The sequence below is a fragment of the Aminobacter sp. Piv2-1 genome (assembly GCF_037625995.1).
Classification (GTDB): domain Bacteria; phylum Pseudomonadota; class Alphaproteobacteria; order Rhizobiales; family Rhizobiaceae; genus Aminobacter.
The window spans coordinates 122220-135591 of the sequence record NZ_JARKMU010000009.1 but is presented as its reverse complement, the minus strand read 5'-3'; the positions used below and the strand labels follow the sequence as shown (position 1 = coordinate 135591).

At 66.2% G+C, this 13372-nt stretch carries 16 protein-coding genes; 6 read left to right on the top strand and 10 right to left on the bottom strand.

The window, feature by feature from the left end:
- Positions 1-179 precede the first annotated feature (179 nt).
- Entirely contained in the window at positions 180-2678 is a 2499-nt protein-coding gene (locus AmiPiv_RS17475; protein ID WP_340038767.1) for an ATP-dependent helicase, read from the top strand.
- Positions 2679-2685: 7 nt separating this feature from the next.
- On the opposite strand, the gene AmiPiv_RS17470 is transcribed toward AmiPiv_RS17475, so the two are convergent.
- Together AmiPiv_RS17470 and AmiPiv_RS17465 are read right to left on the bottom strand one after the other, a co-directional pair.
- Positions 2686-2952 (bottom strand): CopG family antitoxin, encoded by a 267-nt coding sequence (locus AmiPiv_RS17470; RefSeq protein ID WP_340038766.1) that lies wholly within the window; start codon positions 2950-2952, stop codon positions 2686-2688.
- Position 2953: 1 nt separating this feature from the next.
- Positions 2954-3229 carry a toxin gene (locus AmiPiv_RS17465; RefSeq protein ID WP_340038765.1) on the bottom strand — a complete coding sequence of 92 codons (276 nt, stop codon included), beginning with the start codon at positions 3227-3229 and terminating at the stop codon, positions 2954-2956.
- 245 nt (positions 3230-3474) lie between these two features.
- Here AmiPiv_RS17465 and AmiPiv_RS17460 point away from each other — a divergent pair, with 245 nt between their 5' ends.
- Positions 3475-3666 carry a DUF1059 domain-containing protein gene (locus AmiPiv_RS17460; protein ID WP_340038764.1) on the top strand — a complete coding sequence of 64 codons (192 nt, stop codon included), beginning with the start codon at positions 3475-3477 and terminating at the stop codon, positions 3664-3666.
- 90 nt (positions 3667-3756) lie between these two features.
- On the opposite strand, the gene AmiPiv_RS17455 is transcribed toward AmiPiv_RS17460, so the two are convergent.
- From AmiPiv_RS17455 to AmiPiv_RS17440, 4 genes are all read right to left on the bottom strand, one after another.
- Entirely contained in the window at positions 3757-4056 is a 300-nt protein-coding gene (locus AmiPiv_RS17455) for a hypothetical protein (RefSeq protein ID WP_340038763.1), read from the bottom strand.
- A gap of 129 nt (positions 4057-4185) precedes the next feature.
- Entirely contained in the window at positions 4186-4536 is a 351-nt protein-coding gene (locus AmiPiv_RS17450; RefSeq protein WP_340038762.1) for a low affinity iron permease family protein, read from the bottom strand.
- A gap of 103 nt (positions 4537-4639) precedes the next feature.
- The gene (locus AmiPiv_RS17445; RefSeq protein WP_340038761.1) at positions 4640-5269 is read right to left on the bottom strand and encodes a DapH/DapD/GlmU-related protein; all 630 of its coding nucleotides are present in this window, start codon (positions 5267-5269) and stop codon (positions 4640-4642) included.
- Between the two features lie 36 nt (positions 5270-5305).
- The gene (locus AmiPiv_RS17440; protein ID WP_340038760.1) at positions 5306-5794 is read right to left on the bottom strand and encodes a CreA family protein; all 489 of its coding nucleotides are present in this window, start codon (positions 5792-5794) and stop codon (positions 5306-5308) included.
- 164 nt (positions 5795-5958) lie between these two features.
- Here AmiPiv_RS17440 and AmiPiv_RS17435 point away from each other — a divergent pair, with 164 nt between their 5' ends.
- The 4 genes from AmiPiv_RS17435 (at position 5959) to AmiPiv_RS17420 (ending at position 9603) form a co-directional block, all read left to right on the top strand.
- Complete coding sequence (locus tag AmiPiv_RS17435; protein ID WP_340038759.1) at positions 5959-6102, top strand: hypothetical protein; 144 nt, start codon at positions 5959-5961, stop codon at positions 6100-6102.
- 29 nt (positions 6103-6131) lie between these two features.
- Positions 6132-6710, top strand: a complete 579-nt coding sequence (locus tag AmiPiv_RS17430; RefSeq protein WP_340038758.1) for an SCO family protein — start codon at positions 6132-6134, stop codon at positions 6708-6710.
- Positions 6711-6729: 19 nt separating this feature from the next.
- Positions 6730-7602, top strand: a complete 873-nt coding sequence (locus AmiPiv_RS17425; RefSeq protein ID WP_340038757.1) for a 50S ribosomal protein L11 methyltransferase — start codon at positions 6730-6732, stop codon at positions 7600-7602.
- 171 nt (positions 7603-7773) lie between these two features.
- Entirely contained in the window at positions 7774-9603 is a 1830-nt protein-coding gene (locus tag AmiPiv_RS17420; RefSeq protein WP_340038756.1) for an aminopeptidase P family protein, read from the top strand.
- A 42-nt stretch (positions 9604-9645) separates the two neighbouring features.
- On the opposite strand, the gene AmiPiv_RS17415 is transcribed toward AmiPiv_RS17420, so the two are convergent.
- The 4 genes from AmiPiv_RS17415 to AmiPiv_RS17400 all read right to left on the bottom strand — a co-directional run bounded on the left by AmiPiv_RS17415 (position 9646) and on the right by AmiPiv_RS17400 (position 13365).
- Positions 9646-9942, bottom strand: coding sequence for an AzlD family protein (locus tag AmiPiv_RS17415; protein ID WP_340038755.1), 297 nt, complete (start codon positions 9940-9942; stop codon positions 9646-9648).
- A complete protein-coding gene (locus AmiPiv_RS17410; RefSeq protein ID WP_340038867.1) occupies positions 9939-10610 on the bottom strand; it encodes an AzlC family ABC transporter permease in 672 nt (223 codons plus the stop codon). The genes AmiPiv_RS17415 and AmiPiv_RS17410 overlap by 4 nt, the downstream gene beginning before the upstream one ends.
- Positions 10611-10741: 131 nt before the next feature.
- Entirely contained in the window at positions 10742-12892 is a 2151-nt protein-coding gene (ligA, locus tag AmiPiv_RS17405; protein ID WP_340038754.1) for an NAD-dependent DNA ligase LigA, read from the bottom strand.
- A gap of 143 nt (positions 12893-13035) precedes the next feature.
- Positions 13036-13365 (bottom strand): HigA family addiction module antitoxin, encoded by a 330-nt coding sequence (locus AmiPiv_RS17400; protein ID WP_340038753.1) that lies wholly within the window; start codon positions 13363-13365, stop codon positions 13036-13038.
- Between the last annotated feature and the right edge of the window lie 7 nt (positions 13366-13372).

The window sequence follows — 13372 nt, the reverse complement described above, 5'->3', positions numbered from 1 at the left end:
CCACGATCGGGCGTGCCCGCCCCTCGCGGGCGGCACGGTTGCCGGACAGGTCGATAGCCTTGCTTCCAGCCCCAGACCCGCTGCTGCAGGCCCGGCCGCCGGCCGACAAGCCGGGCACAAAGGGGAACAAAACAGAGACGGTTCTGGCCTTTCCGCCCCGAATCACTACATTCGGGGCAATGTCAGGTTTTCCGGACGACATGCCGTTCTTCGACGAGCCCGGTGGGATGCCACCCCGGCCCGCTGGTGCGCCTGCACCGGGCGGCATTGCCGCGCGCGCCATGGCCGCCCGCCAGGCACCGGCTGCGCCCGACTATCTCAAGGGCCTGAATCCCGAGCAGCGCCAGGCGGTCGAGACCACAGAAGGTCCCGTGCTTGTGCTCGCCGGCGCGGGCACCGGCAAGACGCGCGTGCTCACCACCCGCATCGCCCACATCCTCAGCCAGGGCCGCGCCTATCCCAGCCAGGTTCTCGCCGTCACCTTCACCAACAAGGCGGCGCGCGAGATGAAGCAGCGTATCGCGCTGCTGGTCGGCGAGGCGGTCGAGGGCATGCCCTGGCTCGGCACCTTCCACTCCATCGGCGTCAAGATGCTGCGCCGCCATGCCGAGCTGGCCGGCCTGCGCTCGGACTTCACCATCCTCGACACCGACGACGTCATCCGCCTCATCAAGCAGCTGATCCAGGCCGAGGGCCTCGACGACAAGCGCTGGCCGGCGCGCCAGTTCGCCATGATGATCGACGGCTGGAAGAACAAGGGCCTCGGCCCGTCCGAAATCCCCGAGGGCGACGCCCGCTCCTTTGCCAACGGCAAGGGCCGCGAACTCTACAAGGCCTATCAGGACCGCCTGCAGACCCTGAACGCCTGCGACTTCGGCGATCTGCTGTGCCATCCGATCCGCATCTTCCGCGCCTATCCGGACGTGCTGAAGGAATACCACAAGCGCTTCAAGTACATCCTGGTCGACGAGTACCAGGACACCAACACGGCCCAATACATGTGGCTGCGGCTCCTGGCTCAGGAAACGGGAGCCCCGGGGCAAAAAAACGTCTGCTGCGTCGGCGACGACGACCAGTCGATCTATGGCTGGCGCGGCGCCGAGGTCGACAACATCCTGCGCTTCGACAAGGATTTTCCGGGGGCCACCGTCATCCGGCTGGAGCGCAACTACCGCTCGACCGCCCATATCCTGGGTGCGGCCGCTCATCTGATCGCACACAACGAGGGCCGCCTCGGCAAGACGCTGTTCACCGAACAGGCCGATCCCGACGACGCCAAGGTCAACGTCCACGCCGCCTGGGATTCCGAGGAGGAAGCCCGCGCCGTCGGCGAGACGATCGAGCAGCTGCAGCGCCAGAAACACAATCTCAACGACATGGCGATCCTCGTCCGTGCCTCGTTCCAGATGCGCGAGTTCGAAGACCGCTTCGTCACGCTCGGCCTGAACTACCGCGTCATCGGCGGCCCGCGCTTCTACGAGCGCCAGGAAATCCGCGACGCCATGGCCTATTTCCGCGTCGTCGCCCAGCCCGCCGACGACCTCGCCTTCGAGCGCATCGTCAACGTGCCCAAGCGCGGCCTCGGCGAGGCCGCCATCCGCCAGGTCCACGATACGGCGCGCGCACTCGGCGTGCCCATGCTCCAGGCAGCAAGCCAGCTCGCCGAAAGCGACGAGCTAAAACCCAAGCCGCGCGCCGCACTGCGCGAGGTCGCCGCCAATTTCGAGCGCTGGCAGAAGGCGCTCGACAACACCCCCCACACCGAACTCGCCGAGATCATCCTCGAGGAGAGCGGCTACACCGACATGTGGAAGAACGACCGCTCGGCCGAAGCGCCGGGCCGGCTCGAAAACCTCAAGGAGCTGATCCGCTCCATGGAGGAATACGAGTCGCTGCGTTCCTTCCTCGAGCATGTCGCCCTCGTCATGGACGCCGAGCAGGACGAGCAGCTCGACGCCGTCTCGATCATGACGCTGCATTCGGCCAAGGGCCTCGAATTCGAGACCGTGTTCCTGCCCGGCTGGGAGGAAGGCCTGTTCCCGCACCAGCGCGCCCTCGACGAAGGCGGCCGCTCGGGCCTCGAGGAAGAGCGCCGCCTGGCTTACGTCGGCGTCACCCGCGCCAAGAAGAACCTGCACATCTGGTTCGTCTCCAACCGCCGCATCCATGGCCTGTGGCAGTCGACCATCCCCTCGCGCTTCCTCGACGAGCTGCCGGAGGCGCATGTCGAGGTGGCGGAAGCCGGCAATTCCTATGGCGGCTATGGCGGCGGCGGGCGCAATCCCTACGGCGCCTCGCGTTTCGACGACGTCGGCCAGAAATCCTTCTCCAACACCTATGCCACTCCGGGCTGGCAGCGGGCGCAGCAGAACCGCACCGAGGCCACCGACCGCAACTGGGGTTCGCGCTCCGGCCATTCGGTCGAGCGCATCGGCTATGGCGAGACCGATTCCGGCTTCGGCGCCGGCCGCGGCTCGGTCAAGGGCCGCACCATCGAGGGCGAGCTGGTGGCGAAGTCAGTCGCCACCGAACCCTCGCGCTTCAAGGTCGGCGACCGCGTCTTCCACCAGAAGTTCGGCAACGGCAACATCTCCGCCATCGACGGCAACAAGCTCACCATCGACTTCGACAAGGCCGGCCAGAAGAAGGTGCTGGAGAGTTTCGTCGCGGGCGTGTGAGGGAGCCCTACCCCTCCACATATTTGTGCAGGATCGAATTGATCAGCGTCTGGTAGGGCATCCCCTCCTCCGCCGCCCTCGCCTTGAGCCGCGCGAGGTCGCGCTCGGGGATCGAGATCGAGATACGCTGCCGCTTGCCGTCGAGGACGCCCTTGGCCGCCTCGCGCCAGAAGGCACGCCGCGCTTCGACATCGCCTGTCGAAACCCATTCGCCGCGTTCCGCGCTGTCGATCAGGTCGCGCTCCTCGGCTGAAGTAATCTTCTTGCCGTCCATGTTAGCCTCCAAGAAAGTCCCTCGTTGCCTTGCGGCTGGGAAACAGGGTCTTGAGGAATACTCTCTCGCCGTCCGTCACGAACGGCACGATCCAGGCATAGCCGTCGATTTCGACAACCAGTTGGCGCTGATGCCCATACTTTTCGACATTGGGGTGCCTGCGCTCGTCGAGCAATCCACCATCGGCAAGCGCAACCAGCACGCGCTCGAATCCGAAGCCGTGTCGCTCCTTCAGCTCAGCACTCTTGTCGGCATTCCACTGAATGTCGGGGTACACAGCGATGAATATATATTAAATACATATCAGCCTTCAAGGGCACCTCGCCCTGATCACGCTTTCCGCGTACTGCGCGTCGCTGCTGGTGCGTCGTTGGGATTGACGAGTTCGCAGCACCCCGCAACAGGACAGCCATCCCTGATGCATTCGGTCAGGCCGCATCCCCTTTCATGCAGGTTGCCGTACCTGCGCCCCAGGCATAAAATTAGACCGCGCTGATGTTGTATCGCAAGGAGGCGAAGACGATGCGCCAATATATCGATTGCCGCGAATACCCCAGTGAAATGAAATGCTCGGTCGCGATTGCGGCCGACAGCGAAGAAGAGCTTGTCAACGCTGCCGTGCAGCACGCCGTGGCCGTCCATGGCGAAAAGGACACGCCCGAGTTCCGCGCCGAGGTCAGGAAGATCATCCACCACGGTACGCCGCCGGCCTGAATTCTGGGCGCCGACGCGTCGCCAGATGCGTCGGCGCTTGTGCCTTGAAGGGGGCCGATCGTCCAAAGTCGGAAAGGCAAGCGCCCGGGCCTAACCTGCGGCGCCAGTGGCCACGCGCATCTCCTTCAGCCGTTCGGCTGCGGCGGCGGCGAGTTCGGCATATTGCTCCTCGAGCGCCTCTGCAGCGACCACGACCTCGGGCTCGAAGTCGTTGGACTCCAGCACCTGCCGCAGCCGCTCGACGAATTCGGCCTGCTGCTCGAGCGCCGCGAACAGCTTCTTCACCTGGTCGCGGCTGATGTCGGGATTTGCGAGCGTGGCCGGCACCTCGCGTGCCATCTCAGCGCCCGTCTCGGCCTGTTCGTTGAGGATCTTCAACCAGTCAGTCACGGCATGCCCACCCGTCGCGATCTTGGTCCTTGGGCAGCAAAGCGTCAACCGGACGTCCGGAGCTAAGTAAAGCGAGCTCACCCGCGACATGGTCTCCGCCCTGAGGACCTGCCCAACCGGCCGCGCCTCTCAATGTGCCCTTGTTTTTGCCGGTGCATGGTCCGCCTGCCGCACCTGCTCGTGCCGTTTCGCCGCCGCCTCGCATTTCTCGCGGATCTCTTCCACTTCCGTCTCGGTCAGGTGCTCGATGCCGATCAGCGCGTTGCTGGCGCGGCCGACGCGGATCAGTTCGTCGAGCTTGGCCTGGATCGCAACGCCGTCGCGGTTCTGGGTGTTCTGGATCAGGAACACCATCAGGAAGGTTATGATGGTCGTGCCGGTATTGATGACGAGCTGCCAGGTGTCGGAGAAGCCGAAGATCGGTCCCGTCACCGCCCAGACCGCGATCACCAGGCAGCATATGATGAACGCCGACGGCATGCCGGCGGCATGCAATGATCAAAACACGAGGAAGCGGCGCTGGTTCCGCGGCGCCGCCGCTTAAGCTTTCCCTCCTTCGCCACGCGCTGCCGCCCGGCCGCCGCTAGCTCCAGCGGTCGAGGAACGCCTCGATCGGCAGGCGCTGCATGTCGGGGATCGCCTCGAACAGCCGCTCGGCCGGCCAATCCCACCAGGCGAGCGCCTCGATGCGCGCCACGATCTCGGCGGGAAAGCGCATCTTCAGCCGCCTGGCCGGCACGCCGGCAAAAACCTCGAAGGGCCCGACGTCGCGGGTCACCACCGAATTGGCGCCGATCACGGCCCCGTTGCCGATCGTCACGCCCGGCATGATGACGGCGCCGTGGCCGATCCAGACGTCGTTGCCGACCGTAACCGGCTTCGCCCGTCGCCGTTCGCGGAAGTCGCTGTCGACGCCGAGATAGCGGAAATACTCGTTCGGCCGGTAGCTCACCTTGTGCGTCGTCAGCCGTTCCATCGGGTGTTCGAGCGCATTGATGCGGGTGTTCGCCGCAATCGAGCAGAATTTGCCTATCGTCGTGTAGATCGCTTCCGCGTGGCGCTCGAAATAGGAATAATCGCCGACCGTCACCTCGCGCAGCACCACGCGCTCGCCTATGGCGACGTGGCGGCCCAGCCGGCACCCCTTCAGTTCGGCGGTCGGATGGATGCGCGGTTCGTCATTCTTGAAGCGCAGGTCGGCGGGCGTGTCCATATCGCGGCTTTACGCCCGCTGCGTTCCGCCCGCAAGCTACTCGGGCTTGCCCTTGCTCCACACGACCTCCTGGCCATAGAGCGGCACCGTCGTCATCGACATCTTGGCCGAGCCGTCCTGCACCTGGCGCGAATGGGCGAGATAGATCAGCGTCTGGTTCTGCTTGTCGTAGATGCGGTTCACCACCTGCTCCTTCCAGATCAGGCTGATGCCCTGCTTGAACACCTCCTCGCCGTCCTTGCCGAGATCGATGTCGCCGATGGTGATCGGCCCGGTCTGTCGGCACGAGATCGCCGTATCGGAAGGATTCTCGAACCAGTTGCCCTTCTGCAGCCTGTCGATCAAGCCCCGGTCGAAATAGGAGACGTGGCAGGTCACGCCCTCGACCTTCGGGTCCTTGATCGCTTCGACGATGATGTCGTTGCCGAACCAGTCGACACCGACCTCCCCCACCTGCTGGGCCATGGCGGGCACGGTGGGGGCCAAGGCGAGAGCCGCGGCAAGGACGGAGAGGCGAAGCCGCATGGAAACCTCCTGGGATACGGTTGCCACCTTCACTTGGGTCGACGGTGCACCGCTTGCAAGAGCTCAAGTGTCGCCGAGGCGCTGGCGCATGGACCGGCGTCAACATGTCCCTTTTGGTAAGGCTCGCGGCACGCTATGTAGGAGGAATGAAACAGGCTGTGCCCATGTCCATGGCGAAGACGGCGGGGATCGCGCTCGGTCTGACCGCGTTTGCGGCAGCCACGGGCCTCGCCTTCGCGTCCTGGCTGGACAAGGGTGCAGGTATCTTCATGTCGCTCGTCGAGGCCGGCATGTCCTGGTGCTTCTGAACCTCTCATTTCCACGGAATCCTAGACCGATGATGCGCACGATCCTTGCCGGCATTCTGATCCTCATGGCTGCTGGCGTCGGCTGGCTGACCTTCGACTGGTACCGCGGCCAGAACAGCGGCCAGGCCTTCGGCGCGCCGTTCGCGCTCGTCGACCAGAAGGGCCAGGAGATTACCGAGCAGGCCTTCCGCGGCCAGCCGAGCGCCGTCTTCTTCGGCTTCACTAACTGCCCCGAAGTCTGCCCGACCACGCTGTTCGAGCTCGACGGCTGGCTGGCGCAACTCGGCGACGAGGGCAAGGACATCCGCGCCTATTTCGTCACCGTTGACCCCGAGCGCGACACTGCCGAGGTCATGGACAAATATGTCGGCAACGTCTCCCAGCGCATCACCGGCATCACCGGCGACCCGGAAAAGGTCCGCGTCATGGCCAAGTCCTTCGGCATCTATCTCAAGAAGGTCCCGACCGAAGGCGGCGACTACACGATGGACCACACCGCTTCGGTCCTGCTGCTCGACAGCAAGGGTGATTTCTTCGGCACCATCGCCTATGAGGAGAATCCCAGCGCCGCGCTCGCCAAGCTCAAGCGCCTGGCCAACGAAGGCTGACATTTTTCCCGGATAGGACATGCCCCAGACACGGCTGCACATCATCACTGGACGCGAAGCCGCGAGCCGCATCTTCGCCGCCCTCGAGACTGTCTTCGAAGAAGACGGCTGGCCGATCGCCGTGCTCGAGGTCGACGAGGACCGCGACATCCAGGAGGTCTCGCTCTATGCCGACGGCGACGTCGCCGACATCGAGCGCCGCATGGCCGCCGTGCTCGCCGATGCCGGCCACGCCGGGCCGATCGGCCGCGAAGTCCTGCCGGACGTCGACTGGGTGGCGAAGTCGCTGGAAGGGCTGAAGCCGGTCGAGGCCGGGCGCTTCATCGTCCACGGCTCGCATGACCGGAGCGAAGTTCGCCCGGGCCAGATCGCCATCGAGATCGAGGCCGGCCTCGCCTTCGGCACCGGCCATCACGGCACGACCGCCGGCTGCCTCGAGATGATCGAGAAGGTCGTGACCGGCGAGAAGCCGGCAAACGCGCTGGACCTCGGCACCGGCAGCGCCGTGCTCGCCATCGCCGTCGCCAAGCTCGCGCCGATTCCCGTTCTGGCCACCGACATCGATCCGGTCGCCACCGAAGTCGCGGCCGCCAACGTCAGGCTCAACGGGGTTGCCCAGCACGTCGAGACGGCGACGGCGGAAGGGTTCGACGACCCGGTCTTTGCGACGCATGGCCCGTTCGACCTGATCGTCGCCAACATCCTGGCACAGCCGCTGATGCAGCTCGCCCCGGAGATGGCAGCCCATCTCGCTCCCGCCGGCTCGCTGATCCTGTCGGGCATCCTCGACCGCCAGCACGAGGCGGTGCTCGATGCCTATACGGCGCAGGATTTCCGCCACGTCGAGACTTTCCACCGCGAAGGCTGGGTGACCATTCACCTCAAGCGCTGAAGCTGACGCATCGGCATCCGACCAGCCATGGCTGCCTGGCGGAACGTGCGCCCGCACGGGCCGGGCTGCAGCCCTTGGTAACCCTCATTCGCTTCTGGCCCATGCCCTCGGCGTTGCCAGCCAGGGCCTGCAAAGTTACCTTTACCGAAGATTAAGCATACGGGTACTTCCATGTTCCAGTCCTTCGAATCCGCCGGCGACCCTTCGGTAGGCAAGCCCCGCGTCGCCCTTCTCAGGCAATGGCTCTCCGACAACGGCCTCGACGGCTTCATCGTGCCGCGCGCCGACGAGCATCAGGGCGAGTATGTCGCCCCGCGTTCCGAGCGGTTGAAATGGCTGACCGGCTTCAGCGGATCGGCGGGCGTGGCGATCGTGCTCGCAGAGAATGCCTTCGTCTTCGTCGACGGCCGCTACACCCTGCAGGTGCGCGATCAGGTCGATCTCGACGTCTTTGCGATCGAAAGCCTAGTCGACAACCCGCCGGCCGCCTGGATCAGGGAGAACCTGCCCAAGGGCGCGCGGCTGGGCTTCGATCCATGGCTGCACACAGTCGGCGACGTCAAGGCCCTCACCGCCTCGGCGGAAAAGGTGGGCGCGACCCTGGTGCCGCTTTCCCGCAACCCCGTCGATGCCATCTGGCAGGACCAGCCCGAGCCGCCGCTGGCTCCGGTCCACATCCATCCGGAGGCCTATGCGGGCGAACTCGCCAAGGACAAGCTGAAGCGCCTGGCGTCGGCCATCGCCGCCGACGGCGCCACCCACGCCGTGCTCACCGACCCGTCGTCACTGGCCTGGACGTTCAACATCCGTGGCGGCGACGTGCCCCACACGCCGCTCGCGCTCGGCTTCGCCGTGCTGGCGGCCGACGGCCGGCACGCGGTCTTCCTCGACAAGCGCAAGCTCGGCCGCACCGAGGAAGCCTACCTGACCCAGCTTGCCGCGATCAGGGCTCCCGGCGATCTCGAGAACTTCGTCGCCGACCTCGCCGGCTCCGGCGCCAGGATCGCGCTCGACCCGGCACTTGCCGCCGAAAGGCTGCGCGCGCTGGTCGAGGACAATGGCGGCACCGTCGTTTCGGCGCCCGACCCGGCACGCCTCCCCCGCGCCACCAAGAACAGCGCCGAGGTTGCTGGCTCGCGGGCGGCGCATCGCCGCGACGGGGCGGCCGTCGCCAAGCTGCTCTGCTGGCTCGACCGGCAGGCACCCCGCAGCGTCGACGAAATCGCGGTCGTCACCCAGCTCGAGGAATCCCGGCGCATCACCGGCGAGGAAACGCAGATGCCGCTGCGCGACGTCTCCTTCGCCACCATCTCCGGTTCCGGGCCGCACGGGGCCATCATGCACTACCGCGTCTCGCACGCGACCAACCGCGTGCTGGGCGACGGCGAGCTGTTCCTGCTCGATTCGGGCGCGCAGTACGAGGACGGCACCACCGACATCACCCGCACCGTTCCTGTCGGCACGCCGACCGAGGAGATGCGCGAGCGCTACACCCTGGTGCTCAAGGGCCTGATCGCGGTCTCGGCGGCACGCTTTCCCGCTGGCACCCGCGGAGTCGACATCGACCCGCTCGCCCGCATCGCGCTGTGGAAGCGCGGGCTCGACTATGCCCACGGCACCGGCCACGGCGTCGGCTCGTATCTCGCCGTGCACGAGGGTCCCCAGCGCATCGCCAAGACCGGCGTGGAGAAGCTGCTCGCCGGCATGATCCTGTCCAACGAACCGGGCTACTACAAGCCCGGCCACTACGGCATCCGGCTGGAAAATCTGATCCTGGTCACGCGCCCCGACGCGCTTGCGGGCGGCGACATCGCCATGCACGGCTTCGAGACGCTGACGCTGGCGCCATTCGATCAGCGCATGCTGCGCACCGACCTGCTCACCCGCGAGGAGCTGGACTGGCTGAATGCCTATCATGCCCGCGTCCTGGCCGAGATCGGGCCGATGCTGGACGGGGAAACCCTGGCGTGGCTGGAGAAGGCGACGAAGCCGATCGTCTGAGCGACGAAAGCCAATCGGACCGGCGCCTGGCGGCGACGGTCCTTAGCCGATGAAGTGCCGCAGCACGATCAGCACCGCGGCACCGGCCAAGAACATCGCCATCAGGCTGCCGCGCAGCGACACGGCCGCGGCGACCGCCAGCGCGGCAAGTTCCGATGGGCCGGCCGAGAGCACCGCCGGCGCCACCAGCGTGGTCAGCACCGCCGCCGGTACAGCGTTGAGCCCGGCCTCGACACGCGGATGGACGCGCTCGAAGCGCGAAATGACCAGATGTCCGCCGATCCGCGTCAGATAGGTCGCGACCGCGCCGCCGATGATGATCCACAGCGTCGTGCTCATGCCGTGGCCTCCGCTGCCGCGTCGGCCCGCACCGGCAGGGCGGCGGCAAGCAGCACGCCGGCAAGCGCGCCGACCGTGACATGCCAGGGCGAACCGATCGTCTTGTAGGCGATCATGGACGCGACGGCGCTGGCGACGACGATGGGCAGCCAGCGCGAGCGCTTGCGGAAGCTCATCACCAGTCCGAGGAAGTAGATCGGCAGCAGGAAATCCAGGCCGAGCGCATGGGGATTGGGTATCAGCCGGCCGAACAGCGCGCCGAGCGCGCTTTCCGCCACCCAGAACACGTAGATGGGCGTGGCCATGCCCATGTACCAGGCAAAGCTCACCTGCTCGCCGCTTTCGCCGAGCCGCTCGGTTTCCGCATATTGGGGATCGACCAGGAAGAAATAGCCGAAGGCCTGCTTGAAGACCGACCAGTGGCTGATGAACTGGCCCACCGCGGCCGAATAGAGCACATGGCGGAAATTGACGGCGAAGATGGACAGGACCACGAGCCAGGGCGCGACGTTCTGGCCGAACAGTTCGATGCCGACCAGCTGGCTCGCGCCGGCATAGATCGTGGCGCTCATGAACGTCGCCTCGTAGACGGAAAGGCCGTTGTCGACCGCCAGCGCCCCGAACAGGATGGCGAAGGGCGCCGACGCGACCACGACCGGCACGCTCATGCGCACGCCCCGCCAGAACTGACCTTGGCGATTGTTCAAGACTGCGGCCTCCTTTCAGGGAGGCCCTGAATAGGGCGGCATGTGCCGCCTGTCACATCAATTCGGTTGAGCCAAGGATCAGCGAAACCGGCTCACGACCGGCCGACCCTTTCGAACCACTGATCCTCGGTGATCACCTCGATGCCGAGTTCGGTGGCGGTCTTGAGCTTCGAGCCTGCCCCCGGGCCCGCCACCACGAGGTCGGTCTTCTTCGATACCGAGCCTGCGACCTTGGCGCCGAGCTTCTCGGCCATCGCCTTGGCCTCGTCGCGCGACATCTTCTCGAGCGAGCCGGTGAAGACCACCGTCTTGCCGGAGACCGGCGACGACACGTCGCCGATGCGCTCCTCGTCGAGCGGCTTGACCTCCGCCAGCAGCGCCTCGACGACCTGGCGGTTATGCTCCTCGGCGAAGAACTCGACCACCGCCTCGGCGACGATGGAACCGATGCCGTTGATCGCGATGAGTTCCTGCCAGGCGGCATTGCCCTTGTCGCCCTTGCCCTCGGGCATGACGGCGTCCATGCCCGCCGCGCGGAAGGCATCGAAGCCGATGTAGTGGCGGGCGAGCCGCTTGGCGTTGGTTTCGCCGATGTGGCGGATGCCGAGCGCAAACAGCAGGCGCGAGAACTCGACCTCGCGCCGGTCGTCGATTGCCGCAAACAGCTTGCGCGTCGAGGTCGCGCCGAAACCCTCGATGTTCTCGAGCTTGGTCAGCGAGGCCTCCTGGCGCCGCTTGAGCGTGAAGATTTCGGCCGGCGAGCCGATGTGCAGCGCCGGGTCCTGCGACTGGAAGAAGAACTCGATCTGCTTTTCGCCCAGCCCCTCGATGTCGAGCGCGTTGCGCGAGACGAAGTGGCGCAGCCGTTCCACCGCCTGCGCCGGGCAGATCAGGCCGCCGGTGCAGCGCCGCACCGCCTCGCCCTCCTCGCGCACGGCGTGGCTGCCGCAGGCCGGGCAGAGCGTCGGAAACTGGTAGGGCCGCGCATCGGCGGGACGCTTCTCCAGCACCACGTCGAGGATCTGCGGGATGACGTCCCCTGCCCGCTGCACGATCACCGTGTCGCCGACGCGGATGTCGCGGCCGTCGCGGATCGCCTGGCCGCTGTTGCCGATGCCCTTGATGTAGTCCTCGTTGTGCAGGGTGGCGTTGGTCACCACCACGCCACCCACCGTCACCGGCTGCAGCCGCGCCACCGGCGTCAGCGCGCCGGTGCGCCCGACCTGGATGTCGATGCCGGTGAGGATGGTCGTCGCCTTCTCGGCCGGGAACTTGTGGGCGATGGCCCAACGCGGGCTGCGGGAGACGAAGCCCAGGCGCTGCTGCAGGTCGAGGCGATCGACCTTGTAGACGACGCCGTCGATGTCATAGCCGAGCGCCGCCCGGTCGGCCTCGATCAGCCGGTATTGCGACAGGAGCCCGTCCACGCCGTCGAACGCCTTCATCAGCGGGTTGGTCTTGAAGCCGTAGCGGCCGAAGGCCGCGACCATGCCCATCTGCGTGTCGGCGGGCATCTCGCTCACCTCGCCCCAGGCATAGGCGAAGAAGCGCAGCGGCCGGCTCGCCGTGATCGAGGTGTCCAGCTGGCGCAGCGAGCCGGCGGCGGCATTGCGCGGATTGGCGAAGATCTGCTTGCCGGCCTCGCCGTTGCGGCGGTTGAGCTCGGCGAAGTCGGCGTGGCTCATGTAGACCTCGCCGCGCACCTCGAGCACTTCGGGGAAGTCGCCGTGGAGCACGTTGGGAATGTCGGCGATGGTGCGGGCGTTCGCGGTCACGTTCTCGCCCACCTGCCCGTCGCCGCGCGTCGCCGCCGTCACCAGCCGTCCGCCCTCGTAGCGGATGGAAAGCGACAGGCCGTCGATCTTGGGCTCGGCGGTGATTGCGATCGGCCCGTCGGCGGAGAGCCTGAGGAAACGCCTGATCCGGCCGACGAATTCGCCGACGTCCTCGTCGGCGAAGGCATTGTCGAGCGACAGCATCGGCACGACATGGGTGACCTTGCCGAATTTCTCCGAGACGGCCGCGCCCACGGTCCTGGACGGCGAATCCTCGCGCACCAGATGCGGGAAACGCTGTTCGATGGCGAGGTTGCGCCGGCGTAGCGCGTCATAGTCCGCATCCGAGATCGTCGGCGCATCCTCGGCGTGATAGCGCCGGTCGTGCTCGGCGATTTCTTCGGTCAGCCGCGCAAGTTCGGCGGCGGCCTCGGCCTCGCTCAGCGACTCGACGGCTTTTTCGGACATGGTGCGGCTCCATCAAACGGCGCGCCACCATAGAGCAGGACACCGCCCTGCGGGAGCCGTTCCGGAGAAACTCCACGCAAAATCAGCGGGATCGCGCAGGCTCCTGACATTTCAGGGGACAGGCGCGCCCGCCCGTGCAGGGGTCAGGCGTGCGGCAGCTTGGGATCAGCTTTCGGAATGTAGCGGGTGATGTTGATCTCGTTCTCCCTCTTCCGCGCCTGGGCGATGTCATAGCTGTTCTGCATGCGCATCAGCGTCTCCATGCTGACGCCGAACGCCTTTTCAATTCGCAGCCCCATCTCGGGCGACAGCGAGGACCGCCCGTTGATGAAGGTAGACAACGCAGCCCGCGTCACGCCGAGCGCCTCTGCCGCGGCGGTTACCGAAAGATCCATCGGCTCCAGTATCTCGGTACGGACAAAGCCCCCCGGATGAGGCGGGCTCTTAAGCCTGAAACCCTGCGCTGCTCTCATGAACGCC

What these genes read in the sequence shown, in the direction of transcription:
- AmiPiv_RS17475 (WP_340038767.1), top strand. Translation starts at nt 180, where the DNA reads ATGTCAGGTTTTCCGGACGACATGCCGTTCTTCGACGAGCCCGGTGGG.
- AmiPiv_RS17470 (WP_340038766.1), bottom strand. Translation starts at nt 2,952, where the DNA reads ATGGACGGCAAGAAGATTACTTCAGCCGAGGAGCGCGACCTGATCGAC.
- AmiPiv_RS17460 (WP_340038764.1), top strand. Translation starts at nt 3,475, where the DNA reads ATGCGCCAATATATCGATTGCCGCGAATACCCCAGTGAAATGAAATGC.
- AmiPiv_RS17450 (WP_340038762.1), bottom strand. Translation starts at nt 4,536, where the DNA reads ATGCCGTCGGCGTTCATCATATGCTGCCTGGTGATCGCGGTCTGGGCG.
- AmiPiv_RS17445 (WP_340038761.1), bottom strand. Translation starts at nt 5,269, where the DNA reads ATGGACACGCCCGCCGACCTGCGCTTCAAGAATGACGAACCGCGCATC.
- AmiPiv_RS17440 (WP_340038760.1), bottom strand. Translation starts at nt 5,794, where the DNA reads ATGCGGCTTCGCCTCTCCGTCCTTGCCGCGGCTCTCGCCTTGGCCCCC.
- AmiPiv_RS17435 (WP_340038759.1), top strand. Translation starts at nt 5,959, where the DNA reads ATGTCCATGGCGAAGACGGCGGGGATCGCGCTCGGTCTGACCGCGTTT.
- AmiPiv_RS17430 (WP_340038758.1), top strand. Translation starts at nt 6,132, where the DNA reads ATGATGCGCACGATCCTTGCCGGCATTCTGATCCTCATGGCTGCTGGC.
- AmiPiv_RS17425 (WP_340038757.1), top strand. Translation starts at nt 6,730, where the DNA reads ATGCCCCAGACACGGCTGCACATCATCACTGGACGCGAAGCCGCGAGC.
- AmiPiv_RS17420 (WP_340038756.1), top strand. Translation starts at nt 7,774, where the DNA reads ATGTTCCAGTCCTTCGAATCCGCCGGCGACCCTTCGGTAGGCAAGCCC.
- AmiPiv_RS17415 (WP_340038755.1), bottom strand. Translation starts at nt 9,942, where the DNA reads ATGAGCACGACGCTGTGGATCATCATCGGCGGCGCGGTCGCGACCTAT.
- AmiPiv_RS17410 (WP_340038867.1), bottom strand. Translation starts at nt 10,610, where the DNA reads ATGAGCGTGCCGGTCGTGGTCGCGTCGGCGCCCTTCGCCATCCTGTTC.
- ligA (WP_340038754.1), bottom strand. Translation starts at nt 12,892, where the DNA reads ATGTCCGAAAAAGCCGTCGAGTCGCTGAGCGAGGCCGAGGCCGCCGCC.
- AmiPiv_RS17400 (WP_340038753.1), bottom strand. Translation starts at nt 13,365, where the DNA reads ATGAGAGCAGCGCAGGGTTTCAGGCTTAAGAGCCCGCCTCATCCGGGG.